Origin of the sequence: Maricaulis sp. (assembly GCF_048268525.1) — a bacterium.
GTDB lineage: Bacteria > Pseudomonadota > Alphaproteobacteria > Caulobacterales > Maricaulaceae > Maricaulis.
On the sequence record NZ_JBLWVH010000037.1, the window covers coordinates 1 to 21,972 of the forward strand.

The 21,972-nt window shown below is 63.4% G+C and carries 24 protein-coding genes and 1 tRNA gene; 15 read left to right on the plus strand and 10 right to left on the minus strand.

Annotated features, from left to right (window positions below; genetic code table 11):
- Window positions 1–247: sensor N-terminal transmembrane domain-containing protein (locus tag ACN0X9_RS14620; protein WP_417488306.1), on the minus strand; the 247-nt coding region annotated here is incomplete at its 3' end.
- Between the two features lie 10 nt (window positions 248–257).
- Window positions 258–968 (minus strand): response regulator transcription factor, encoded by a 711-nt coding sequence (locus ACN0X9_RS14625; protein ID WP_417488307.1) that lies wholly within the window; start codon window positions 966–968, stop codon window positions 258–260.
- 168 nt (window positions 969–1,136) lie between these two features.
- Between ACN0X9_RS14625 and ACN0X9_RS14630 the strand changes: the two genes are divergently transcribed.
- The 4 genes from ACN0X9_RS14630 to ACN0X9_RS14645 are packed head-to-tail and all read left to right on the plus strand — an operon-like array spanning window position 1,137 to window position 4,548.
- Window positions 1,137–2,837, plus strand: a complete 1,701-nt coding sequence (locus ACN0X9_RS14630; protein WP_417488308.1) for a hypothetical protein — start codon at window positions 1,137–1,139, stop codon at window positions 2,835–2,837.
- Window positions 2,838–2,881: 44 nt separating this feature from the next.
- Window positions 2,882–3,454, plus strand: coding sequence for a DUF1214 domain-containing protein (locus tag ACN0X9_RS14635; RefSeq protein WP_417488309.1), 573 nt, complete (start codon window positions 2,882–2,884; stop codon window positions 3,452–3,454).
- Window positions 3,451–3,990: a DUF1254 domain-containing protein gene (locus ACN0X9_RS14640; protein WP_417488310.1), complete on the plus strand. Its 540-nt coding sequence runs from the start codon at window positions 3,451–3,453 to the stop codon at window positions 3,988–3,990. The genes ACN0X9_RS14635 and ACN0X9_RS14640 overlap by 4 nt, the downstream gene beginning before the upstream one ends.
- Before the next feature lie 57 nt (window positions 3,991–4,047).
- Window positions 4,048–4,548: a hypothetical protein gene (locus tag ACN0X9_RS14645; protein ID WP_417488311.1), complete on the plus strand. Its 501-nt coding sequence runs from the start codon at window positions 4,048–4,050 to the stop codon at window positions 4,546–4,548.
- Window positions 4,549–4,762: 214 nt separating this feature from the next.
- Here ACN0X9_RS14645 and ACN0X9_RS14650 read toward each other — a convergent pair whose 3' ends face one another.
- Window positions 4,763–6,967 (minus strand): prolyl oligopeptidase family serine peptidase, encoded by a 2,205-nt coding sequence (locus ACN0X9_RS14650; protein WP_417488312.1) that lies wholly within the window; start codon window positions 6,965–6,967, stop codon window positions 4,763–4,765.
- 85 nt (window positions 6,968–7,052) lie between these two features.
- Here ACN0X9_RS14650 and dapF point away from each other — a divergent pair, with 85 nt between their 5' ends.
- Both dapF and ACN0X9_RS14660 read left to right on the plus strand, forming a co-directional pair.
- Window positions 7,053–7,871, plus strand: coding sequence for a diaminopimelate epimerase (gene dapF / locus ACN0X9_RS14655; RefSeq protein ID WP_417488313.1), 819 nt, complete (start codon window positions 7,053–7,055; stop codon window positions 7,869–7,871).
- 107 nt (window positions 7,872–7,978) lie between these two features.
- Window positions 7,979–9,301 carry a hypothetical protein gene (locus ACN0X9_RS14660; RefSeq protein ID WP_417488314.1) on the plus strand — a complete coding sequence of 441 codons (1,323 nt, stop codon included), beginning with the start codon at window positions 7,979–7,981 and terminating at the stop codon, window positions 9,299–9,301.
- 39 nt (window positions 9,302–9,340) lie between these two features.
- On the opposite strand, the gene ACN0X9_RS14665 is transcribed toward ACN0X9_RS14660, so the two are convergent.
- A complete protein-coding gene (locus ACN0X9_RS14665) occupies window positions 9,341–9,721 on the minus strand; it encodes a hypothetical protein (RefSeq protein ID WP_417488315.1) in 381 nt (126 codons plus the stop codon).
- 155 nt (window positions 9,722–9,876) lie between these two features.
- Here ACN0X9_RS14665 and ACN0X9_RS14670 point away from each other — a divergent pair, with 155 nt between their 5' ends.
- Complete coding sequence (locus tag ACN0X9_RS14670; RefSeq protein ID WP_417488316.1) at window positions 9,877–10,404, plus strand: CC0125/CC1285 family lipoprotein; 528 nt, start codon at window positions 9,877–9,879, stop codon at window positions 10,402–10,404.
- 70 nt (window positions 10,405–10,474) lie between these two features.
- On the opposite strand, the gene ACN0X9_RS14675 is transcribed toward ACN0X9_RS14670, so the two are convergent.
- Both ACN0X9_RS14675 and ACN0X9_RS14680 read right to left on the minus strand, forming a co-directional pair.
- Window positions 10,475–12,718 (minus strand): TonB-dependent receptor family protein, encoded by a 2,244-nt coding sequence (locus tag ACN0X9_RS14675; RefSeq protein ID WP_417488317.1) that lies wholly within the window; start codon window positions 12,716–12,718, stop codon window positions 10,475–10,477.
- Between the two features lie 181 nt (window positions 12,719–12,899).
- Window positions 12,900–13,682, minus strand: a complete 783-nt coding sequence (locus ACN0X9_RS14680) for an SDR family NAD(P)-dependent oxidoreductase (protein WP_417488318.1) — start codon at window positions 13,680–13,682, stop codon at window positions 12,900–12,902.
- Between the two features lie 158 nt (window positions 13,683–13,840).
- Between ACN0X9_RS14680 and ACN0X9_RS14685 the strand changes: the two genes are divergently transcribed.
- From ACN0X9_RS14685 to ACN0X9_RS14695, 3 genes are all read left to right on the plus strand, one after another.
- Window positions 13,841–14,704: an isoaspartyl peptidase/L-asparaginase family protein gene (locus tag ACN0X9_RS14685; RefSeq protein WP_417488319.1), complete on the plus strand. Its 864-nt coding sequence runs from the start codon at window positions 13,841–13,843 to the stop codon at window positions 14,702–14,704.
- Window positions 14,704–15,240: an RNA methyltransferase gene (locus ACN0X9_RS14690; RefSeq protein WP_417488320.1), complete on the plus strand. Its 537-nt coding sequence runs from the start codon at window positions 14,704–14,706 to the stop codon at window positions 15,238–15,240. Before ACN0X9_RS14685 ends, ACN0X9_RS14690 begins: the two co-directional genes overlap by 1 nt.
- A gap of 95 nt (window positions 15,241–15,335) precedes the next feature.
- The gene (locus tag ACN0X9_RS14695) at window positions 15,336–15,866 is read left to right on the plus strand and encodes a hypothetical protein (protein ID WP_417488321.1); all 531 of its coding nucleotides are present in this window, start codon (window positions 15,336–15,338) and stop codon (window positions 15,864–15,866) included.
- A gap of 541 nt (window positions 15,867–16,407) precedes the next feature.
- Here ACN0X9_RS14695 and ACN0X9_RS14700 read toward each other — a convergent pair.
- Entirely contained in the window at window positions 16,408–17,937 is a 1,530-nt protein-coding gene (locus tag ACN0X9_RS14700; RefSeq protein ID WP_417488322.1) for an SLC13 family permease, read from the minus strand.
- Window positions 17,938–17,988: 51 nt separating this feature from the next.
- Entirely contained in the window at window positions 17,989–18,186 is a 198-nt protein-coding gene (locus ACN0X9_RS14705) for a zinc-finger domain-containing protein (protein ID WP_417488323.1), read from the minus strand.
- A 91-nt stretch (window positions 18,187–18,277) separates the two neighbouring features.
- Here ACN0X9_RS14705 and ACN0X9_RS14710 point away from each other — a divergent pair, with 91 nt between their 5' ends.
- From ACN0X9_RS14710 to ACN0X9_RS14730, 5 genes are all read left to right on the plus strand, one after another.
- Complete coding sequence (locus tag ACN0X9_RS14710; protein ID WP_417488324.1) at window positions 18,278–19,237, plus strand: ABC transporter ATP-binding protein; 960 nt, start codon at window positions 18,278–18,280, stop codon at window positions 19,235–19,237.
- Between the two features lie 177 nt (window positions 19,238–19,414).
- A complete protein-coding gene (locus tag ACN0X9_RS14715; protein WP_417488325.1) occupies window positions 19,415–19,786 on the plus strand; it encodes a hypothetical protein in 372 nt (123 codons plus the stop codon).
- Between the two features lie 102 nt (window positions 19,787–19,888).
- Window positions 19,889–20,188 carry an autorepressor SdpR family transcription factor gene (locus ACN0X9_RS14720; protein ID WP_417488326.1) on the plus strand — a complete coding sequence of 100 codons (300 nt, stop codon included), beginning with the start codon at window positions 19,889–19,891 and terminating at the stop codon, window positions 20,186–20,188.
- A 2-nt stretch (window positions 20,189–20,190) separates the two neighbouring features.
- Complete coding sequence (locus ACN0X9_RS14725) at window positions 20,191–20,601, plus strand: hypothetical protein (protein ID WP_417488327.1); 411 nt, start codon at window positions 20,191–20,193, stop codon at window positions 20,599–20,601.
- Window positions 20,602–20,686: 85 nt separating this feature from the next.
- Window positions 20,687–20,763 (plus strand) — tRNA-Arg (locus ACN0X9_RS14730).
- A gap of 289 nt (window positions 20,764–21,052) precedes the next feature.
- On the opposite strand, the gene ACN0X9_RS14735 is transcribed toward ACN0X9_RS14730, so the two are convergent.
- Entirely contained in the window at window positions 21,053–21,304 is a 252-nt protein-coding gene (locus tag ACN0X9_RS14735) for a GDCCVxC domain-containing (seleno)protein (RefSeq protein ID WP_121212533.1), read from the minus strand.
- Window positions 21,297–21,836 (minus strand): hypothetical protein, encoded by a 540-nt coding sequence (locus ACN0X9_RS14740; protein ID WP_121212534.1) that lies wholly within the window; start codon window positions 21,834–21,836, stop codon window positions 21,297–21,299. Before ACN0X9_RS14740 ends, ACN0X9_RS14735 begins: the two co-directional genes overlap by 8 nt.
- Between the last annotated feature and the right edge of the window lie 136 nt (window positions 21,837–21,972).

Below are 21,972 nucleotides of genomic sequence, written 5' to 3' on the forward strand. Positions count from 1 at the left end.
CCGGAGCCGGCGCACCGTCGGACGCGCCCTCGGCCAGAACATTGGCGATCAGCTCGCCCTGGGCGCGCAGCGAATCCAGCTTGGCATTGACCAGGCCGCGCCGGGTTTCGGTCAGCGCCAGCATGCCCACGACGAGCACGCCGAGGGCGACGAAATTCGCCATCAGGATCAATTGGGCCAGACGCGAGGACGGTCGCGGCGCCAGGCTGCGAAGCCAGGCACCGGCCCGCCGCAGACCCGACGTCACAGAGCTCGTCTCAGTCTTCTTTATAGCGGTAACCCACGCCGTAGAGCGTCTCGATCGCGTCGAAACTCTTGTCGCCTTCGCGGAATTTCTTGCGGATACGCTTGATATGGCTGTCGATGGTCCGGTCATCGACATAGACCTGGTCATCATAGGCCGCGTCCATCAGGTTGTCGCGGCTCTTGACGTAGCCGGGCCGGGTCGCGAGCGCCTGCAGGATCAGGAATTCGGTGACGGTCAGACGGACCGGCTCACCTTTCCACGAACAGGCATGGCGGTTTGGGTCGAGCAACAGGCTGCCACGCTCGAGCGGCTTGCTGTCGCCCGGCTCCAGGCCAACCGTGCCGACCGGGTCACCCGACAGGCGGGCGCGACGCAGCACGGCCTTGACCCGCTCGCCCAGCAGGCGCTGGGAGAAGGGTTTGGCGATGTAGTCATCGGCGCCGAGATTGAGGCCCAGGGCCTCGTCGAACTCGTCATCCTTGGAGGTCAGGAAAATGACCGGCAGGTTGGAAGACTGGCGCAATCGGCGCAGCAGCTCGAGCCCGTCCATGCGCGGCATCTTGATATCGAAAATGCCAAGGTCCGGCGGATCCTCGGCCAATGCGGTCAGCGCGGACGCCCCGTCATTGTAGGTCCGCACATTATATCCTTCTCCTTCGAGAAAGATCGAAACCGATGTGATGATGTTTTCATCATCATCCACGAGTGCAATCGTCGCCATGCCATCTCCGCGCGTTGACCCGGACAAATCGGGCCGGAATTGATCCGCGTGCCGGAACCATAGCCGCGGCCGGGTCGACACGCCAAGCTCCCTTGATGAATCAGGAGCATGGTTCACTCGGTTTTAAGCCTCTTTGTGCCATCAATAAGGCTCAAGGGGAGTAGGTTGATGCCGGGTGACGTACATTACGAGGTCTTCTTCAAGAAGAACCGCAAGGCGAGCTGGGCCCTCCACGAGGCCCGTGACGATCGCGACCAGGCAATCCGGCTGGCCCATTCCCTTGTCGCCAAACAGAAAGACGCCTCGGTCCGTGTGACCAAGGAGACCTTCGATCAGGAACACCGGAAATTCCGGTCCGTGCCGGTATTTGAACGCGGCGCCGAGACCATGGGCACCGAGAAGGAAAAGACCGGGGAGGCCCGCCTGCCCTGTCTGACCCCTGACGACCTCGCCAAACCACATGCCCGCGACACCATCCGCCGTGTGTTGACCGGCTGGTTGGAGCGCGTCCAGGCGATCCCGATGGAATTGCTGCACCGGCCGGACCTGGTCGAAAGCCTCGAGGCCTCAGGCACGGAATTGCAACACGCTGTCCAGAAGGTGGCGATTGCCTCGGCCAGCGACAGCGATGCCGGGGTGCACGGCTATGTCAAACAGCTCAACGAGCTGGTCCAGAAGTCACTCGCCCGCATCTACAAGGACGGTCGCGACAAACGCCTGCCGGAATACCCGAAGAAAGCCAATTTCGCCGACATCGCCGGCGACATCCACAAACGCGACGCGCGCGCCTATACGCTGCGCGCCGCCATGGCCGACCGCCTGCGTCACGAAAAGAAATATGGCGACAAGCTGGAAGCCCTGCTGGACATGGCCGACAGCCTGCCGGCCGAGGATGAGGCGCGCAGCTTCGCGCTGGACGAGGTCGACCACTACATCGCCGAGGTCATCGCCTTCGACGCCGGCCGTGATGCCCTGCTCGGCAAGTGCAAGGACCTTGGCGAAACCCTCGAGCGGCTGGCCTGCCTGTTCGATGGCGATCATTCCGCCGACGCGCTGAACCTTGCCCCCAGCGCCGCCAAGCGGCTCGCCCGCAAGATCAAGGGCAAGGAGCTCCCGGCCTGCCGCGCGACCATTGCCGGCTGCATCCTCAAGGATCTGGAACGCCCCAAACGCCTGCGTCCAAGCAGCGTGCGCGATGAGGTCCGCCTCGCCCGCGACCTGGCCAGCCGCCTGGTCATCTGCGCCGACAGCACCCTGCCGGCCGACGCGCTTATCAAGGCTTTCGGCTCACGCTCGGCCCGCCTGCTGCAGCCGGAAATCATCGACGAGCTGCTGCGTCATTCGCGCGGGGCGGACGAGGATCTCGACCGGCTGATCGCGCTCGAGGAAAACCTGGTCGGCGAGAGCAACAAGCAGAAGCTGGCCGGCTATATCCGCTCGACGCTGGGCTCGAACCAGGCCGACGCCTGGTATGTGCGCGGCGACGCCAAACCGCTGGAACGCCTGGCCAAGCTGACCGCCCAACAGGCCAAGGTTCTCAAAGGGGGATACCCCGAGCGCGACAAGCTCGAGCTGGCCGCCAGCTTTGACGCGATGGGCATGAAGGTCGTCGACGACAGCAAGATCCTCAACATGGTCGAGGGCGGCGACCGCCCGGCCCTCGACAAGGCGACCGGACTGTTGCGCCTGGCGACCGGCGGCGCCCTGCCGATCGGCAATTGCTCTGCGGATGCCCAGGCGAGAGCGCTTCGCCATCTCAAATCGGCTGTCGGGCTCAGTGAGGCCCAGGCGGAAGATGGTCGTTCGAAGCTGCGCCAGATCCAGGGCATGTTGCAGGAACTGACCGTCTTGCAGACCAAGACCGGCTGAGGCTTTTCATTCGCGTCTTGCCCGAAACTGGCTAGGCTGACGACATGATGCTGCGCCATGTCCTCACTTTTATCGTCGGCCTTGCCTCTGGCACGGCCATGGCCGCGATCCTCGTCTTCAGCCCGATCGAGATCGGCGGCGTCAGCAATGGCCCCTGGATCAGCAATCCGCATATCGGTTCAAGCGACGCCAATCCGCTGACGCGGGCGCTGGTCGCGCGGCGCGGCCTGCTGGCTCTGACCCGCGAGGAGGCGGTCTATTTCACCGCCACGCGCGACAGTCAGGGTCACAATCTCACGGAGCGTTGCGCCTATGAGGTCACCGGCCAGATGCCGCCGACGCGCTGGTGGTCACTGACGATCTATGACGAGGCCAGCTTCCTGCCGCGCAATGACCGAAACCGCCATGCCGTGAGCCAGACCACGGCCCACATGGATGCGCGAGGCCGCGTCATCATCCCGATCGGCCAGGATGAGGACGGCGCGATCACCACAGAGAATGCCGGCCTGTTCTCCCTCACCTTGCGCCTCTACCATCCCGACCCGGCCGTACTGGATGACCTGAACGCACAGACCTTCCCGCGCATCGATCGGCTGGGCTGCGAGGGCGAGACATGAAACAGCGCGGCCTGCCCTTCCTGCCCTATGTTCTCGGCCTGCTGATCGGCGCCGCCATCACCTTGCATGTCCTGCCCGGTGTCATCATGGCGCGCGCGATGGAGCGGATCGAAAGCCTCGGCGGAGACGGTGAAAGCGTGCGCCACGCGCCGCGCCTCACCGCCGAAAACCAGACCATTGTCCGCGCCAGTCCGGACATCCTCTATTCGGTCTGCCTCTATGATCTGGCCGACGGGCCAATGCGGGTCGATGTGATCTGGCCGGCCGATGACAACTACACCTCGGTGAGCTTCTACGACGCCAGAACGAATAATTTCCGGGCGATCAACGACCGGGATGTTGTGACCTTGTCGACCTCAATCAGCCTGGCCCGACGACTTGATTCCGATATTCCGGAACGAACAGACGAGAGCGCTTGGTCACCAACCACAACGGGTCTCATCCTCTATCGCCGCGTCATCGACGCCAGCACCGATCTCGATGCGGCCGAAACCGAGCGTCAGGGATTTACCTGCAGGCAGATGGCCGATCAGTAAGTTGCCTTTGCCGGCGCGGCTGGCGAGACTTCCCGCTCAATCATGCTGGGGAGAGCCATGAACACCACCCTGATCGCCGCGCTGGCCACATCCGTCGCCCTCGTCACCCCTGCCGCCGCGCAAGACGACACTACCGACATCCAGGCCGCCATCGACGACCTCTACGCCGTGATCTCAGGACCGGTCGGACAGGCGCGCGACTTCGACGCCATGCGCGCGATGTTCATGGACGGTGCGGCCATGGGCGCGGTCGGCGCCGGCCCCGAGGGCGATGGGGCCGGCGGTGTCATCTCGCTGGAAGATTACATCGAACGGTCCGGGCCCTGGCTGGTCGAGAACGGCTTCACCGAACGCGCCACTCGCACCGAGATCGAGCAATGGGGCGAGATTGCCTATGCCCGCTCGGCCTATGAGGGCGTCAATGGCGTCACCGGCGAGATCTTCCTGGTCGGGGTCAATTTCATCACCCTGTTCAAGATCGATGGCGACTGGAAAATCGCCTCGATCCTGTGGCGCACCGAAACCGAAGACTGGCCGGTCGACGCCGCGTTTGAGTAATGGGCGGTCAATGCGGGAACGCTGCGCATCTCACCCCTTTATTGTCATCCCGGGCGGATACCCCGCACAAGCGGTGTGGAGCCCCGGGATGACAACTACATCTGAACTCAGAACCTGTCCTCGCCCTGCCTCCTCCCCGGGGAGATGGAACACGCGAACAAAAAAAGGCCCCGGAGCCTGAATTCCGGGGCCTTTCTATTGGATCGTGTCGACCCTATTCCGCGTCGAGCGGGTCGGTGTCATCCATCAGTTTTTGCATCAGGAAGGTGTAGAGCAGCGCCTCACTGCGGGCCCGCTCGCCGAGATTGGCCGCGGCAGAGTGACCACCGGCCGTGTTCTCGTAGTAGAGATAGTCATGGCCCAGCTCTTCCAGCAGGTGCGCCATCTTGCGGGCATGGCCCGGATGGACACGGTCATCCTTGGTCGAGGTGTAGAGGTAGATTTCCGGATAGTCGCCGTTCGCATCGACATTGTGGTAGGGCGAGATCGAGCGCAGGAAACCGCCCTCATCCGGGTCTTCCGGATTGCCGTATTCGCCCATCCAGGACGCGCCGGCCAGCAGGGTGTGGTAGCGCAGCATGTCGAGCAGCGGCACGGCCGAAACGACGGCGTTCCACAGGTCTGGCCGCTGGGTGTACATGACGCCGGTCAGCAAGCCGCCATTGGAACCGCCATAGACGCCCAAGTGACGCGGGCTGGTAATGCCGCGGGCCGACAGGTCTTCGGCCACCGCGATCAAGTCGTCATAAATGCGCTGGCGCTGCATTTTCAGGCCCGCCTGGTGCCAGGCCGGTCCGAACTCACCGCCACCGCGGATATTGGCGACCACATAGGCGCCGCCATTTTCCAGCCACAGCTGGCCGCGCGAACCGGAATAGCTCGGACGGATGGAGACCTGGAAGCCGCCATAGGCGTAGAGCAGGGTCGGCGTCGTACCGTCCATCACCGTGTCTTCGTGGCGGACCACGAAATAGGGCACCATCGTCCCGTCCGGCGAGGCCGCTTCAAGCTGTTCGACCACCAGGCCCTCAGCATCGAACTGGGCCGGGATCGACTTGATTTCCTCGACCGTCAGCTCGGCCGCATCGACCAGATAATAGCTGTCCGGTGTCAAAAAGCCTTCGGCATTCATGAAGGCGACGTCGTGATGACTGTTGGTGCCGCGCAGGCTGATGGTCATGTTGGCGGGAACCGGGACGGTTTCCGATGACCATTGTCCGCCGGCGAAATGGAAGGCCTCGAGACCACCAACGACATTCTCGTCGATCGCAACCAGGAAGGCCGAGGCGGTCGAGTCCATGCCACCCAGGGACTGGCGCGGGCCCGGCACAAAGACCGTACGGACATCCGGCAGCTCTCCGGTCGCCGCAAACTCGGCCATGCTGAACGACAGCAGGGCGCCCTGCGGGAAGGTCTCTCCGCCTTCGGCCGGCGTCCAGGCTTCCTCGATCGTGAAGACCAGCTCGCCCTGGTAGAGGTCCTGGATCGATGACTTGCTGGGCAGTGGCAGCTGAACCGGTTCGGCGTCTGCCGGCAGGTACCACCAGGTCGTGTCATAGAAAGTGTCGGCTTCCGACGCCATCATGTAGACGGTGCCGTCATGGTCCTCGGCGCGGAAGGCAAACAGGCCCACATCGTCCTGGTCGCCACGGACCACCTCGGTGGCATCGGCGAGTTCGGTACCGCGTTCCCAGCGATAGGCGACCGACGGATAGCCCGAGCTGGTGGTGTCTTCCGGCGATGTCGCCAGTCCGACCATCAGCGTGTTCTCGTCAACCCAGCTGACTCCGCCCTTGGCTTCCGGCGTTTCGAAACCGCCTTCGACAAAGGCCCGGTCGGTGATTGAAAACTCCCGGCGGACTGCCGCATCAGAGCCGCCATCCGACAGGGTCAGCATGCAACGCTCATAAGCCGGCGCCAGACAATTGGAGCCGCGCCAGACCCAGTTGCGGTCTTCGGCTTCGGACAGGGCGTCGAGATCGAGCACCACATCCCATTCCGGTTCGTCGGTCAGATAGCTTTCCAGAGAGGTGCGACGCCACAGACCATGCGTGTGCTCGGCATCCTGCCAGAAATTCCAGATGTAACCGCCGGAATAGGAGCCGTATGGAATACGGTCATTGGACTCGGCGATGGCGAGCGCCTGATCGTACAGGCCCTGATAGCGGTCATCGCCCTGCAGGCGATCAAAGGTCCGCTCGTTCTGGCCCTCGACCCATTCGATGGCCCGTTCGCCTTCGACCTCTTCCAGCCAGACCCGCGGATCGTTGTTCGGATCGATTTCAACGATCTGGCGTTCCGCGGGCGTCTCAGATGTCGTGTCGGCCACGGTGTCGCCCTCATTGCTGGCGGGCTGAGTGCAGGCCGCGAGGATGGCGGCGCTGGCAGAGATCGCCCAAAACGTCTGGAAAGCTTTCATCAGTCTCTTCCCTTCTGATGTGTGTGCCGCAATTAACACCGGAGCGGTGCTGGACGTAAAGGGACGGGAGCGCTAGTCCAGCAGCATGATCGCTCGTCTGATGAATGGTGCCGGCAACAAGTTCATCCTCGCCGATGTGCGCGGACGGGCTGGTGCCTTCAATCTGTCGGCGGATGCGGTGAAGACGATGGCCCGCGCCCACCCGTTCGATCAGCTGCTTGTTCTCGAAGACAGCGACACATCGGACGCCTTCATGCGGATCTGGAATTCCGACGGTGACGAGGTCGGTGCCTGCGGCAACGGCACACGTGCGGCCGCCTGGGCGCTGATGCAGGAGAGCGGGTCCGACACCGTGAGCCTCGACACCGCTGGCGGCGTCCTGTCTGCCCGCGACGCCGGTCCGATGACGGTCAGCGTCGACATGGGCGAACCCCGACTGGAATGGACAGAAATTCCGCTCGCCCGCCCGATGGACACGACACGGCTCGACTTCGCCGTGGAGAAGGGGGGCGTCCGCATCGAAGCTCCAGGGGCTGTTTCGATGGGCAACCCCCACGCGGTCTTCTTCATCCGCGACATGGCCAGTTTTCCGGTCACCGATCTCGGCCCGATCGTCGAGCATGACCCGCTGTTTCCGCAACGGGTCAATGCCGGTTTCGCGCAGATTCTGGGCGCCCGTCATATCCGGTTGCGGGTCTGGGAGCGGGGCGCCGGGATCACCGCGGCCTGCGGCACGGGTGCCTGCGCAGCACTGGTCGCCGCCCACCGGCGCGGACTGTGCGAACGCCAAGTCACCATCCATGCTGATGGTGGCGACCTGTCCGTCGAGTGGCGCGCGGCGGACAATCGCGTTCGCCTGACCGGCCCGGTCGAAGATGAGGGGCCGGTCACCATCGATATCTGATGTCCGCCGACCACCATGCACGCGGCTGTGACTTCCAGACTTGGCAAATTCTCATATTATCCCTGAAACGGTCGCAATCGGGCCGCGTTCGGGGGGAAGCTGGGCACATGACATACAATCCAATGATGACACTCAAGGCGGTGGCCGTCGCCGCCGCCCTCGTCGGACTGCAGGCCGACCCGGCCATCGCGCAGGATGAGGAAGCCGCCGCGCCGACACCCCAGAGCATTGCCCTGGAAATGTTCAGCGAAGCCGGCCGCGCCCTGCGCGCCGGCGACCATGAAAGTGCCCGCCGCCTGATGCAGGCCGCGCTCGACCTCAAACCCGCCCATCCGGCTGTTTTGCGGGCGCTGGTTACCATCGCAACGCGGGCCGAACGGGCCGATGACGCATTTGACGCTCTGGACGGGATGGTCCGGGCCGGCCTGACCTTCGAGATCGGTGACGAGACGCTGGCCCTGCTCGATGCCGCCGACAGTAACCGCCTGTCTGCCATCGAGACCGCCCTGACCGCCAATGGAGCGCCTGCGGGCAGTGGTGAAATCGTCGCCCGCATCAATGCGCCCGACGCCCTGATCGAAGGGGTGGCCGTGGACATCGAGACAGACCGGATTTTCGTATCGTCCGTCGCGCAACGTGAAATCCTGATGCTGGAACCCTTTGCCCGTGACCAACCCGTCGTGTTCGCCGACCGGGAAGACGGTCTTTGGTCGGTCTTTGGTCTGTTCGTGGACGACAGGACCCGCATGCTCTGGGCCGCCTCGGGCACAGTTCCGCAAACGCCGCTGAATGAGGGGGAAGCCGAAGGGACCGCCCTGTTCGCCTTCGATCTGGTGTCCGGTGAGTTGTACCGGCGCTACACGATCGACGGCGCGGTTCAGATGGCCGATTTCGTGGTCCGCGATGGCAGCGCCTTCATTTCCGACAGCCAGGCGCCGCGCGTCTATCGGCTCGACAATGTCTCCGGCGAGCTGGAGATCCTGTCCGAGGATCCGCGCTTTGTCAGCCTGCAGGGCGTGGCGCTGGCCCGTGGCGCGCTTTACGTCGCCGACTATTCCATGGGGATCTGGCGTATCGACCTGGTCGACGGCAGCGCCAGCCTGGTTCGCGCCTCGGATGTCAGCCTGATCGGGATTGACGGCCTGCGCCAGACCCGCGACGGCCGGATCATTGCCGTGCGGAATGGTGCAACCCCGCACCAGGTCATGGCGATCGACCTCGATCCGACCGGTGTCGAAGTCGCCAGTGTTGAAGTGTTGCTGCGCGCACATCCGGTGATGACGGGCAATACCGAGCCGACCCTGGTCGACCTGGCTGATGGCCGGGCGTGGCTGGTCGCCAATGCGGCCTGGCCGCTCTTCCCGGCGGATGGCTCGGTTCCGGAGGAGGAACGCCCCGCGACCGCCATTGTTGAAATGGATTTGCGCTAACCGGTCAGCACCCTGTCCAATCTGATAGCCTGATGGCTCTCAGCGCCCGGGGGTCAGGCTCAGCCCGGTGCCGCAAGCCCGCCGGATGACGATGTCGGCCCCTTCGGCGCGTTGACGCAGATACGCCAGCTGAGCGGCTGAAAGTGGCGACGTGTTTTCGCTGCGCACGTCAATGTCCGGGTCTTCGGTGATCCGGGACAGGTTTGGAATGGCCTCGGCCAACACATGCATCTGTGCATGGGTGAATCGCGAGTCCGCCTCCCGCACGATGCAGGTACAGACCGCCTCCGAAAACCCGGCCTGCCGGCAGGCTGCATGGATTTCGGTTCCGCCGTCCTCGTCACGGGCAGACGCTGTTGGCGTGACCAGACCACCGGCCATCGCCATCATGACGACAATGCTTTTGCAGATCCGCCCCATACGCTCCCCATCCGGTGTGGCACCAAAATCAGGCGTTTGACGCCAGACCCGACACCCCTATGCTCACCGAGGTGAGGAGTCCGCCTGCTGAAACGCCTGGGGACGAGTCATATAAAATGAGGCGAGGGACCGCCAGCCCAGAAAGGAGCCCCATCATGAAGCGCGTTTTGATCATAATGGCCAGCCTGACAGCACTTGGCGCGTGCGCCACCGCGACGCCCTATCAAGCCGCCGACGGATCCCGTCCGGGTTTCACCGAAACGCGGATCGAGACCAATCGCTACCGGATTTCCTTCGACGGCAATTCGATGACCGACCGCGAGACGGTGGAGACCTACCTGCTTTACCGGGCCGCTGAACTGACCGTCGAGAACGGGTATGACTATTTCACTGTCGTCACCCGGGCGACGGATGAGGAGACCCGCGTCATGCCCTCTGCGCTCGGCCGCTCACCCTATGCCGGCTTCAGCGTGCAGCACACCTATTTCCATCCTCGCTGGGGCTGGCACGGCTGGCGCGATCCGTTCTGGGATGATGTCAGCTATCGCGAAAGCACGCGCTACGAGGCCAGCGCCGAGATCCATCTGGGGCGCGGCACCAAGCCCGATGACCCCAGCGCCTTCGGCGCCCGCGACGTCATGAGCAATCTTGGCGACCAGATTGTCCGCCCGTCATCAGACTGACGGGATCGACCCAAAACAAAAAAAGGCCGGGGCTCGCCCCGGCCTTTTTCGTTGATCGCTGGGATCGACGTCAGAAATCGACCGACAGGCCGAACAGCACCGCACGCGGTGCGCCCGGGCGGAGGCCAGCCGGGCGACGGGCGACCGTATAGACCTCGTCAGACAGGTTTCTGACCGACACACGGGCCCGGACCTGTTCGTTGACGGCATACCAAGCCGAAGCATCAAGTACGGTATGTGCATCGACACTTTCATCAGCCGGAATGGCACCTTGCCCCGCCACCGTGCGGACCTCATCGACCCAGGACAGCGAGACCTCGCCGCCAAAGCGGCCGGCATCGAGGCCCAGTGAGGCAAACATCTGATGCTCGGGAATATAGGGCAGCGCATCCCCCACCTGGACATTGCCCCACGGGCCAAAGCCGGAATTGAAGCCGGTCTGGAACTCAGCTTCCGTCCAGGTGTAGGCAAGGCGGACCGGCAGCTCGATTTCCTCGACGCCAAGGACTTGCGCCAGATCTGCGTCACCGGTCAGCTCCAGGCCGAACACATCGACTTCGCCGCCGTCGAACTGGTCGCCAATTGCACATCCACCGCCGGTCGAATTGGTGCAGGTGCCGATCAGGTTCTGGTAGGCGTTGAAGAAACCGATTGCCTCGACGCTGAACAGGTCATCCCGATAGCGGGTGCCAAACTCCCAATTGGTCGCGTCTTCGGCTTCCTGGGTGGTTGAACCCGGTGCCGGCGGAGCAAACCCGCGGTGGACGCCGCCGAAGACGGTCCAATTGGCATCGACGTCGTAGCGAACACCCAGACCCGGCACGAAGGCCTCGACCGTGTTTTCGCGGATCGTCAGGCTGGTGCCGGTACGGGCCGGGTCATTGCTGCCATAGTCTTCACGACGCAGCTCGATCTGTTCAAAGCGCAAGCCCGGCGTGATGGTCCAGCGATCGAATGCAATCTCGTCCTGGACAAAGATTGCGACGGCTTCCGCCGTCTCGATGCGGTTGGAATCAGAACCGGGCGCGTCGACCGAGGTCAGCACCAGCTGGCCATTGTCCATACGGAAATTCTCGCGCCACTGGAAGCGGTCCATCTCGTCCTGGTGGACACGCAGGCCCACGCGCCAGCCATGGCTGGCATCGCCGAAGGAGGCTTCACCGGCCAGCTCGACCTGGACACCCTCGGCGGCATAGTCACGATTGTTGTGCTTGATCAGCACCGCATCATCGGCCGAGACCAGACCGGCCCCACCCTGGATGATGGCAAAGGCTGCAGCATTGCCGGTCGGGTCCGACAGGATCGACGAGATCGATGCTGAAGACCCGGCGCCGGCACCGTCCGGATCAACCCGGTCAAGCTTGAACCAGTCGCGGGCAAAGGCGGTGGTGTAGGCGACGGCTGACAGTTCGACGCCATTGGCAAACTCGGTGCGATAGCGAAGCGACCACTCGGAGTGCTCGGCATCCATCTGGTCGAGCTGGCTGGCAGCATAGCGACGGAAGGGGTCTGCGGCGAAGTCGGCGTCGGTCAGGCCGAGATAGGTCTCGTGCGACAGCTCGTCGGAGTACTGGCCCTTGAGCTCGAACATGTGGGTCAGGCCGCCGGCATCAAGTTCGATCCGGAGTTTGCCGACATAGTCCTCAATGTCATAGCCGGTCGAGGCGTCCGACAGGCCGTCGATCACCTTGAACCCGTCAGCGCTGTCGAAGAAGCCCTCGATCAGGCCACCAATACGCAAGCCGTCACCGGCGTCCGTCATGCCACCGACATGGGCATGGGTGCGACGGGTATTTTCATCGCCGGCCCAGACCGTGACCCGACCGGACAATTCCTCTGGGACCGGGGTCGACAGCAGGTTCAGCGAGCCACCCTGGCTGCGCGGTCCATAGCGGACCCCGGCAGCACCCTTGATCACCTCGACACCGGCCATGCGCCCGGCATGCGGGAAATAATAGGCGGCAGGTGCGGCATAGGGTGCCGGCGCGATCAGCACACCGTCTTCCATCAGGGTGATCTTTTCGGAGCGATCGAGGCCGGTGCCGCGCATGCCGATATTCGGGCGCAGACCATAGCCGTCCTCTTCCTGGATATTGACGCCCGCCACGGTCCGCAACAGGCGTGTCACGTCCGCATAATCATGAACCGCCAGATCCTCGGCGGTGAGAAGGTCCGCCGAGCCGGCGATCGCATCGGCATCGCCGTTGAGGCCAATGACCGTGATCACGTCGGTCGCGGCGGCGGTTTCGATCTGACCATGGGCGGCGCCGGCGACGGCGACGAGGGCGGTTGCGGAAAGCAGAATGTGACGCACGATGAATGTCCCGGAGTTTGCGTTTGCAAGTGATCCGCAATTACGGGCCAAATCACCCCGAGTCCACCGTCAATGAGAGTGATTTTCAGTTTCTGTGCGAAAGTGTCGCAACGAGGTCACAAATGCAAAAGAGCCGGACCTGGCGGCCCGGCTCCCGAATGCACGGCAGACTATGGTCTGCCTATTTTGGCGGCATGCGAGCACCCGCATCGAGGCGGACACACTCGGCGTTGATATAGTCGGATGTGACCATGAAGGCGACGAGATCGGCATATTCCTCCGGCGTGCCGAAGCGCTGCGGGAATTGCAGGTGCGAGGCCAGCGAGACTTTCACCTCCGGCGGCATCTGCTGGTAGATCGGGGTCTCGAAGAAGCCCGGCAGGATGGTGTTGACGCGAATGCCTTCACGGGCAAGGTCGCGGGCCATCGGCAGGGTCATGCCGGTGATACCGCCCTTTGAGGCGGCATAGGCGACCTGGCCGATCTGACCGTCCTGGGCCGCGACCGAAGCGGTATTCACGATCACGCCGCGGCCTGAACCGTCGAGCGGGTCCAGCGACATCATGCCGGCCGCCGATTTCGAGGCGCACAGGAAAGAGCCGATCAGGTTGACACCGATGACGGTCTGGAAGCCCTTCGCCGAATGAGCGGAGACCTCACCGGTCGAGGAGGACCGGCGGGCCGTCTTTTCTGCCCAGCCGATACCGGCGCAATTGACGAAGACGCGTTCCTGGCCGTGGGCGTCGCGGGCCTTGGCCAGGCCGGCATCGACGCTGGCTTCGTCGGAGACATTGACCTGGCAGAACACGCCGCCAATGTCCTTGGCGACCATTTCGCCGCGCTCGGCATTCATGTCGAAAATGGCGACCTTGGCGCCATCATCAGCCAGGCGGCGGGCTGTGCCTTCGCCGAGGCCGGATGCGCCGCCGGTGACAATGGCGGCAATGGATGAGTCGAGTTTCATGAGGCACTCCCCTTTATCGATCCCAGCGACATAGCGTGGAGCCCGGCAAAAGAAAATCCGCGGCAACGGCTGGACAACAACGGAAATCCGGCTTGGGCAGTTCTGACAAGCGATGTTAGAGCAATCTCCGGACCCCAATTTCAACCGGGATGGACTCTATGAGCGGACGTTACGCCCTTTTGCTGCACGGCGGCGCAGGCACCCTGGCCGATCGTGACTATGCACCCGAGATCGAGCACATGCGCGGCCTCGCTGAATCCGCCAAGGCGCGCCTGGCGATCGGCGCCAACGCACTCGACATCGTCCAGGACATTGTCCGCGAACTTGAGGCCTCGGGCCTCTATGTCGCCGGCAAGGGCGCCTCGCCGAACAAGGCCGGCCGCTACGAACTCGACGCCGCCATCATGGACGGTGCGACCCGGCGCGCCGGATCAGTCGCCGCCCTGACCGGCTTCACCAGCCCGATCTCCGCGGCACGCGCGATCATGGACACCACACCACACGTCATGCTGGCCGGACGCGGCGCTGAGCGCTTTTGCGGCGAAGCCGAGCTGGAGCGTGTCGAGAGCGTCAACGACTACTACACCCCGGCCGCCGCGCCCGATGACCGGGACATCGCCACCGGCACGGTCGGCTGTGTCGCGCTGGATCTGGAAGGCCGCCTCGCCGCCGCAACCTCGACCGGCGGCACGCTGAACAAGATGGAAGGCCGCGTCGGCGACAGCCCGATCATTGGCTCGGGTTGCTGGGCCGACGGCCATGTCGCGATTTCCTGCACCGGCCAGGGCGAATACTTCCTGCGTACGGCCGCCGCCAAGGATGTCTCGGCGCGGATGGCCTATGGCGGTCAGTCGCTGGACGAAGCCGTCGCCGGGGCGCTGGCCGATATCGGCGCGCTGGGCGGTGAAGGCGGTATCATCGCGGTCGACCGCGATGGCAATCTGGCTGCGCCCTTCAACTCTCCGGGCATGAAACAGGCCATGGTCCATCCGGACGGCCGCATCACCGCTGGCGTGCGCTGATGCTGGCGATGAAGCGCGGCTATTTCGGTGTCGGTGCGGAGGGCATCTCCAAACCGATGAATATGGGCGCCATCCTGCGCACCGCCCACGCCTTTGGTGCCAGCTTCGCCTTCACGCTCAATGCCAGCCACCAGGTGCGCGATGTCTATCGCGCCGACACGGCCAAGTCGGTCGATCATGTGCCCTATTACGAGTGGCCGGACGTGGACGGCCTGGCCCTGCCGTCCAACTGCCAGCTGGTCGGGATCGAGCTGGCCGACGATGCCGTCGACCTGCCCAGCTTCCGGCATCCGCTGTGCGCCGCGTATGTGTTCGGACGCGAACGGGGATCACTGTCGCAGGACGTCCAGGACCGCTGCCACCACATCGTGAAGATCCCGACCAAATTCTGCGTCAATGTCTCGGTCGCCTGTGCGATCACCCTCTATGATCGCCAGATCAATTTCGGCGGTTTCCCCGAACGGCCGCTGATGCCAGGCGGGCCGGATCTGGAGAGCCTCGCCGTGACCACCCGCAAGGCCGGTATCCACCGCTGAATTTGTCGCGCGATACTGTCTGTTAGGTCGCGGTTAACTCCGCCATCATACCGCCATAGGGATACCCTACTGGGTTCAACTGTTCGGACATGAGGATGATCGCCGTGCGTTTTCGACTTGCCTGCCTCGCCCTTGGACTGACGACCGGGCTGAACCTCGCAGCCACGCCCGCTGCCCAGGCTCAGGACGACCCGCAATTTCGCGGCGAGTACAGCGACTGGCGGGTGTTCACCCGCAACACCGATGCGGGCCTGTCCTGCTACGCGCTGAGCCGCCCGACCGACAGCACGCCGCGTGCCCACGAGCATGGCAGCGTCTATTTCCTGGTCGCCTCCTGGCAGTCCGGTGCGGTCGAGGAACAGCCCAGCCTGCTGGTCGGCTATGACCTGCGCCCCACCAGCCCGCCGCAGGTCCGGGTCGGTTCGGACCGTTACGACATGTTCGCCGATGGCCAGGAGGGCTTCCTCGACGATCTCGACGAGGAGAGCGACCTGATCCGCGCCATGCGCCGCGGCTCGGTCATGCGGGTGACCGCCACCACGCTCGACGGTGTCGCCACGGCCTATGAGTTTTCGCTCTCGGGCGTAACGGCGGCCCTGGAGCGCGCCGAAACGCTCTGCAACTAGGCGGGCTTTGCGAAGTCCTTTCCGGGTTATCCCACGCACACACCCCACAAACCGTCATCCTGACGAAAGTCAGGACCCAGTCTCGCACACGCGGTTTTGCCAAGTGTGGCAACGACTTCGCGTCGCAGACTGGGTCCCGATTGCCATCGGGATGACGGTGTGTGGGGCGGGGATAGAGACAAACTTATCCCCACCCCCTCCCCATCAGGCGATAATGCCCTCGGTTTTCGGGACGGGAAGCACGAGCTCAGTCACTTGTGCCCGGAAGCGAGCGGAGCCTGTCCGCGCCTTGGATGTGACAGTCCAAAGCTCCGGCAGGGCGTGCGATCAGGTCGCGGGGCACTAAACGACCGACCCCATCTACCTGACGCATTGGAATCGGTCGCGAGAGCGTCCGGGAAAACTTCGCGAACGGGATGTCGGCGATGTCACGTTTTTCAAATCAAACCGGTTGACGGCATTGGCCGGCATCCCGTTCCCCTCCCATTCCGCCAGGCGCAAGCGCCGTGGCGATATCGGTGCTGAAAAGGGGACAGGTGCCTTACCCGAAGAGGACGGAGAGGCCGGCGATAATGGCGATGGCGGCGAAATTGATGCGGACGCCGGCTTTCATCATCTGCAACTGGGTCACGGCACCGGAGGCATAGACGATGGCATTGGGCGCGGTGGCGACGGGCAGCATGAAGGCGGTCGAGGCGGCAATCGCGACCGGGACGACGAGGTCCTGCGGCGGCACGCCGGCCTCCACCGCGATGACGCCGAGCACGGGCAGGAAGGCGGTGGTGGTGGCGACATTCGAGGTCAACTCGGTCAGGAAGACGACGAGGGTCACGAAGATCAGGAGCAGGACCGGGACCGGCAGATCGGCGAGGAAGCCCATCTGTCCGCCCAGCCAGTCAGCCAGACCGGTCGAGGACAGGGCCGCCGCTAGCGACAATCCGCCGCCGAACAAGATCACCACATTCCAGGGCAGGCGGGCGAGGCCTTCCCAATCCATCAGCATTTCTCCCTTTCGCGTCCCCCGGTCGCCAGCCGGGACCAGGAAGGTCGCGAGCGCGCCAAGAACAGCGATCTGGGTATTGCCGAGCGACAGGGTCACCGGCATGTCGAGCGTCGTGCCGAGCCAGGCCAGCAACGGGTTCCAGCCCCATTGCGTGCCCGGTTGTCCGATCAGCTCACCGGGCAGGATCCGGCCCATCCACAAGATGGCGACCGTGCCGAAGAGGAGGGCGACCCGCCATTCCGGGCGGGTCATGCGGCCCAGCTTGGCCAGCTCTGTGCGGACCAGTTCCTTGGCGGCGTGGCTGTCGCCGCCGCCTTTCAGATTGAAGGCGAGGCGGGTGAGGATGAACCAGGCAGCCGGGATCAGGACGATCACAACCGGCAGGCCGATGCCCATCCAGGTCGCAAAATCGATCGCGATGTCGAATTCGTTTTGCAGATAGCCGATGCCGATGAGGTTGGTCGGTGTGCCGACCGGGGTCGCCATGCCACCGATCGAGGCCGCATAGGCGACGCCGAGCGCCAGCGCCGGGGCGAAGAATTTTGACGAGACGCCCTCACGTTCGACCTCCTGGGCGACGCGCAGGGCGATCGGGATCATCATCAGCGTTGTGGCGGTATTGGAGATCCACATCGACAACAGGGCCGAGGCCAGCATGAAGCCGAGGATGAGCGCGGCCGGTCGTCCACCAAAGCCGCTGACAATGTTGAGCGCGATCCGTGTGTGCAGGTTCCAGCGCTCGATCGACAGGGCGACGATGAAGCCGCCCAGCAGCAGCATGACGATCGGGCTGGCATAGGGGGCGGTCGCGGCGCCGGTCGAGGTGATGCCGAGAAAGGGGAAGAGCGCCATCGGGATCAACGCGGTCGCGGCAATCGGAATGGCTTCGGTCGCCCACCAGCAGGCCATCAACAGCGCCAGCGAGGCGAGCATCCAGGCCTCACGGCTGAGACCGTCGGGCAGTGGCAGGAATTGCAATCCGGCTGCCAAGGCGATGCCGGCGAACAGGCCGAAGACCTGCGATGTGGATTTGCCGCGCGTGGCGGGCGTCGTGTCAGTGTCTGGCACAGAACGCCTCCCCAGCCGTCTGTTGCAGACCCGTCAGTCTGTCGCCGAGCGTCAGGCCTTGGGGTCTTCGGCCGAGCCCGCTCTCACGAAACGGCGGTCGCAATAGGGACATTCGACAAAATCATCCTGGCCCATTTCCAGATAGACGCGGGGATGGCCCAGCGCCCCACCACCGCCATCGCAGGCCATGCGGTGCTGGTCGGTGACGATGATTTCGGACGGCGGTACGGAATTGGCGGCGTCGGCCATGGACAAGCCCTCATGGACAGGATGAATGACGATCCCTAAGTGTGGAACCTAGTTATGGCCTTTGGCCCTCATCCGTCAATTCCGAGGCGACATGTCCGACAGCTCCTCACTTCCTGATTTTGCGCTAGAGGCCACCGGCCTGAAGAAAACCTATCGCGGCTCCAAACTGTCCGAACCGAAGGAGGCCCTGAAAGGCATCGACCTGAAGGTGCCGCGCGGCTCGATCTTCGGCCTTTTGGGTCCCAATGGAGCCGGCAAGTCGACCTTCATCAACATATTTGCAGGACTGGTGAAGAAGACCGGCGGCACGGCGAAAACCTGGGGCATTGATATCGACCAGGACAGTCGGGGTGCGCGGGCGGCGATCGGCGTGGTGCCGCAGGAAATCAACATGGACGTTTTTTTCACGCCGTATGAGGCGCTGGAGCTGATGGCCGGTTTCTATGGCGTGCCCAAGGCCGAGCGAAAGACCGATGAATTGCTCGAAGCCGTGGGCCTCACCGACAAGCGCAATGCCTATGTGCGTCAGCTCTCCGGCGGCATGAAGCGGCGGCTTCTGGTGGCCAAGGCCATGGTCCATACCCCACCCGTCCTGGTGCTGGACGAGCCGACCGCCGGTGTCGATATCGAGCTGCGCCGCCAGTTGTGGGACTATGTCCGCGAACTCCACGCGCGCGGCACGACGATCGTGCTGACCACCCACTATCTGGAAGAAGCGCAGGAGCTGTGCGACCAGATCGCCATCATTGATCACGGTCAGGTCATTGCCTGCGAGCCGACGGAAACCCTGCTCAAGCGGATGGACTCAAAGACGCTGGTGATCGAACCCGCTGAAGCCCTGACCGCGGTCCCGGCCGAGCTGGCCGAATATGATGCCGAGATCCGGGCCGATGGCGCCCTGGCGATCACTTATCGCTACGGCCAGCAATCGGTCGCCGAGATGATCGAGAAATTCCGCGCCGCCGGTGGCCGGATCGAGGATCTGCGCACCGAAGAAGCCGATCTGGAAGATGTCTTCCTTGCGCTCACCTATAACCGCCAGGATGCCTGATCTGGCCTTGCCTGTCAGCGGGGACGGGCCCCCGACCGGTCCCGCCAGGACTGCCCCTTTTTCGGCATGATTGCAGCGCATTCTGAACGCGGCCAAAGGAGGGCCGAAACACCAAGTCAATACACACGAGGCCCGATCGGCATCCAGCCGGACAGGCACGACACCAGGGAGGCCCGCATGCGTACGCACTTCATCCGCCAGTTTTTCGCCATTTCGGTCAGTGCACCGCTTTTTGTGGCCCTCGCCTGGTTCTTCGGCATCTTCCTGCAGCCGCAAGGCGAAACCGGTGCCGGGTTCGCCCTGATCCTCATCCTCGCCAGCGCGATCGCCTCGATCTGGCTCTATGCGTGGCTGATGCGTCCGGGCCGGAAGGTCAATTTCCGCAATCGCGGCGTCGACGGCTTCGATCGCGACTGGGGTGTCGGGATGACCGGCTATTCGACCCACAAGGACGGCCGCCGCCGGCGCGATGACACCGATGGTGATGATCTGGGCGGGCGACGTAGCGCCGATGACATGGATGATGAGGGCGCTGTCGGATTGAGCTGAGGCTCGGTTCAGGCCTGATCGCTTTCGCCCCGGACTGGCTCCGGGGCGTTTTCATGTCCGGCCCTGTTGACATCAATTAGATGATTAGCTAAATGTCACTTCATGAGTGATGTTTTCAAAGCCCTGTCCGACCCGACCCGACGCGAAGTCCTGCGGATGCTGAAGTCCGGACCCAAAAGTGCCGGCGAACTGGCCGAAGCCTTTCCGGTGTCGCGGCCGACAATGTCGGCGCATTTCAACGCCTTGCGGGCGGCCGGCCTGGTCTCGACCGAAAAGGCCGGCAAGTCCGTCATCTATCATCTCAATGTCTCGGTGCTCGAAGAGGCCCTGCTCGGTTTTGCCGGCGCCTTCGGCCTGGGTTCGCGCCCGGCGGCCGACGCATCGTCCGAACGAAAGGAATAGCCATGATCACCCGTTCCCTCCGCGGCTCGCTGGTACTGGCCGCCATCCTGCTGGCCTCCGCCTATGGCCTGTCCTTGCTGGCCGATTTCAACTGGGTCGGGCCGGACATGCCGGATCGTGTGACCCAGGTCATGATCGGGCTCATCCTTGTCCTTTTTGGCAACGCCACCGGCAAACGTGAAAAAGACGCGAACCCGGCCGGTGACGCAAAGCCGGCCTTGATGGCGGCGCGCCGCTTCTTCGGTCTGGCGCTGGTGCTCGGTGGCCTCGTCCATGCCGGTGCCTGGTTGCTGGCTCCGCTCGATCTGGCCAACACGGTTTCGATGGTCGCGGTGATCATTGCCCTGCTCGCCGGGCTGGTCCGCGTCGCCTATGCCGTGATCGTGTCGCGCGAAACACCTGATCAGGGCTGACCCCGGAACGCTGCCACCCGCTGAGGCCCGAACGCAAAGGCGCGTTGCGCACCACAACCGCATCGGCTATGGGTTCGCGTTCAACGCACCCATAGCTCAGCTGGATAGAGCGCTGCCCTCCGAAGGCAGAGGTCAGAGGTTCGAATCCTCTTGGGTGCGCCATTTCTTGTTGGACGTCACAAGTCGTTGGACAAAGTCCAAGAAGCTTGGACAAACCAAGCTGGAAAGCGTCGGGGTTCATGATCCAAGTGGATCGTTTGTGTGTTCAAAAGGGCCACGACAAGGTCGACAGCCCTGATCTGCTGTACGATCATTTGGCCGCATTGACTTCTTGCCAACACCTAGCATCCGCTTTGGCTTAGGAGGGGTCATAACCTGTCGGCTGAGTTCTGTATTCGGCGGATGTCTGAATTGTCCGGTTCACCGCACAAAGCGCATGATGTGCCGTACTCTAACACCCAAGCCGACGAGCGCGGGGAGGCCACCCTGCTGCACAGCACGCATCGCCCTCCTGAATAGGCGGGCACGGTACGGTTCCAAAGGAGCAGAAGACGCAGCAATCGCCCGGCTTCGGTTTCAGCAGCGTGCTGCATGACGGACAGTCCCAGAAGTACTGGCAGGCGTTCGTCGGCATCTCCAAATTGGCGTGTATGCTGCCACAATGGGGACAGGTGAGTGTTGATTTGAGTTGGATATCAACCATCGGACTTTAAGGAACGCTCCCATTGATCAATTGCACCAATCGGCCCGGGACATTCGTGATCGCGGGTTTCACGCCCTGCTATCCGGCCAATCAATATCGGTATTGCGCGCATTTCGCAGCCGGGCGTTCCGAAGAGAGCAGCCAGGAAAAATGAACCACCAAGGTGGAGATAGACATAGGTATTGAGCCAATAGGTGGTCGACCAAAGCTGTGAATTGATCCACTCGCCGGAAGATTGCCATCCGATAGCCGCGGCGCCGATCAACAAGCCCGTAGCCAGCAGTCGAGGCCAAAGCCCTAGCCGAAAACCCAGTCCAATGTTCAGCGTGTATGGGGCCAAGTGGACAGCAAACGCCGTGAACCCGATCACCCATGCATTGGTCAAGGCATCCATCTCGCCGAAGCGAAACAATTGGGCCGCCCAATAGATTGCGCCTGCGCCGAAAATCAGGCGTGAGAGACGACCGATAGGCCCGGGCGGCGGTATAGTTCCTCCGTCGCGAAACTGATAGGTCGGCGAAGGTTTGGCCATATCAAGCTCGGAGCCAGTCCAATAACCAGCTTTGCAATCGCATCTCGTAGTTCGGCAGGATGAGCGACACGGCGAGAAATACCGCGCCAACAATCCACCATATCCAGAATATCCGGCCCGGGCTTCCGCGCCACAA

Excerpts from the sequence above, each read along its gene's own strand:
- ACN0X9_RS14670 (WP_417488316.1), top strand. The coding sequence starts at position 9,877 with ATGAAGCGCGTTTTGATCATAATGGCCAGCCTGACAGCACTTGGCGCG.
- ACN0X9_RS14685 (WP_417488319.1), top strand. The coding sequence starts at position 13,841 with ATGAGCGGACGTTACGCCCTTTTGCTGCACGGCGGCGCAGGCACCCTG.
- ACN0X9_RS14710 (WP_417488324.1), top strand. The coding sequence starts at position 18,278 with ATGTCCGACAGCTCCTCACTTCCTGATTTTGCGCTAGAGGCCACCGGC.
- ACN0X9_RS14660 (WP_417488314.1), top strand. The coding sequence starts at position 7,979 with ATGACATACAATCCAATGATGACACTCAAGGCGGTGGCCGTCGCCGCC.
- ACN0X9_RS14715 (WP_417488325.1), top strand. The coding sequence starts at position 19,415 with ATGCGTACGCACTTCATCCGCCAGTTTTTCGCCATTTCGGTCAGTGCA.
- ACN0X9_RS14695 (WP_417488321.1), top strand. The coding sequence starts at position 15,336 with ATGATCGCCGTGCGTTTTCGACTTGCCTGCCTCGCCCTTGGACTGACG.
- ACN0X9_RS14640 (WP_417488310.1), top strand. The coding sequence starts at position 3,451 with ATGAAACAGCGCGGCCTGCCCTTCCTGCCCTATGTTCTCGGCCTGCTG.
- ACN0X9_RS14635 (WP_417488309.1), top strand. The coding sequence starts at position 2,882 with ATGATGCTGCGCCATGTCCTCACTTTTATCGTCGGCCTTGCCTCTGGC.
- ACN0X9_RS14680 (WP_417488318.1), bottom strand. The coding sequence starts at position 13,682 with ATGAAACTCGACTCATCCATTGCCGCCATTGTCACCGGCGGCGCATCC.
- ACN0X9_RS14690 (WP_417488320.1), top strand. The coding sequence starts at position 14,704 with ATGCTGGCGATGAAGCGCGGCTATTTCGGTGTCGGTGCGGAGGGCATC.
- ACN0X9_RS14720 (WP_417488326.1), top strand. The coding sequence starts at position 19,889 with ATGAGTGATGTTTTCAAAGCCCTGTCCGACCCGACCCGACGCGAAGTC.
- ACN0X9_RS14665 (WP_417488315.1), bottom strand. The coding sequence starts at position 9,721 with ATGGGGCGGATCTGCAAAAGCATTGTCGTCATGATGGCGATGGCCGGT.
- ACN0X9_RS14645 (WP_417488311.1), top strand. The coding sequence starts at position 4,048 with ATGAACACCACCCTGATCGCCGCGCTGGCCACATCCGTCGCCCTCGTC.
- ACN0X9_RS14740 (WP_121212534.1), bottom strand. The coding sequence starts at position 21,836 with ATGGCCAAACCTTCGCCGACCTATCAGTTTCGCGACGGAGGAACTATA.
- ACN0X9_RS14735 (WP_121212533.1), bottom strand. The coding sequence starts at position 21,304 with ATGGTTGATATCCAACTCAAATCAACACTCACCTGTCCCCATTGTGGC.
- ACN0X9_RS14705 (WP_417488323.1), bottom strand. The coding sequence starts at position 18,186 with ATGGCCGACGCCGCCAATTCCGTACCGCCGTCCGAAATCATCGTCACC.
- dapF (WP_417488313.1), top strand. The coding sequence starts at position 7,053 with ATGATCGCTCGTCTGATGAATGGTGCCGGCAACAAGTTCATCCTCGCC.
- ACN0X9_RS14725 (WP_417488327.1), top strand. The coding sequence starts at position 20,191 with ATGATCACCCGTTCCCTCCGCGGCTCGCTGGTACTGGCCGCCATCCTG.
- ACN0X9_RS14630 (WP_417488308.1), top strand. The coding sequence starts at position 1,137 with ATGCCGGGTGACGTACATTACGAGGTCTTCTTCAAGAAGAACCGCAAG.
- ACN0X9_RS14625 (WP_417488307.1), bottom strand. The coding sequence starts at position 968 with ATGGCGACGATTGCACTCGTGGATGATGATGAAAACATCATCACATCG.
- ACN0X9_RS14650 (WP_417488312.1), bottom strand. The coding sequence starts at position 6,967 with ATGAAAGCTTTCCAGACGTTTTGGGCGATCTCTGCCAGCGCCGCCATC.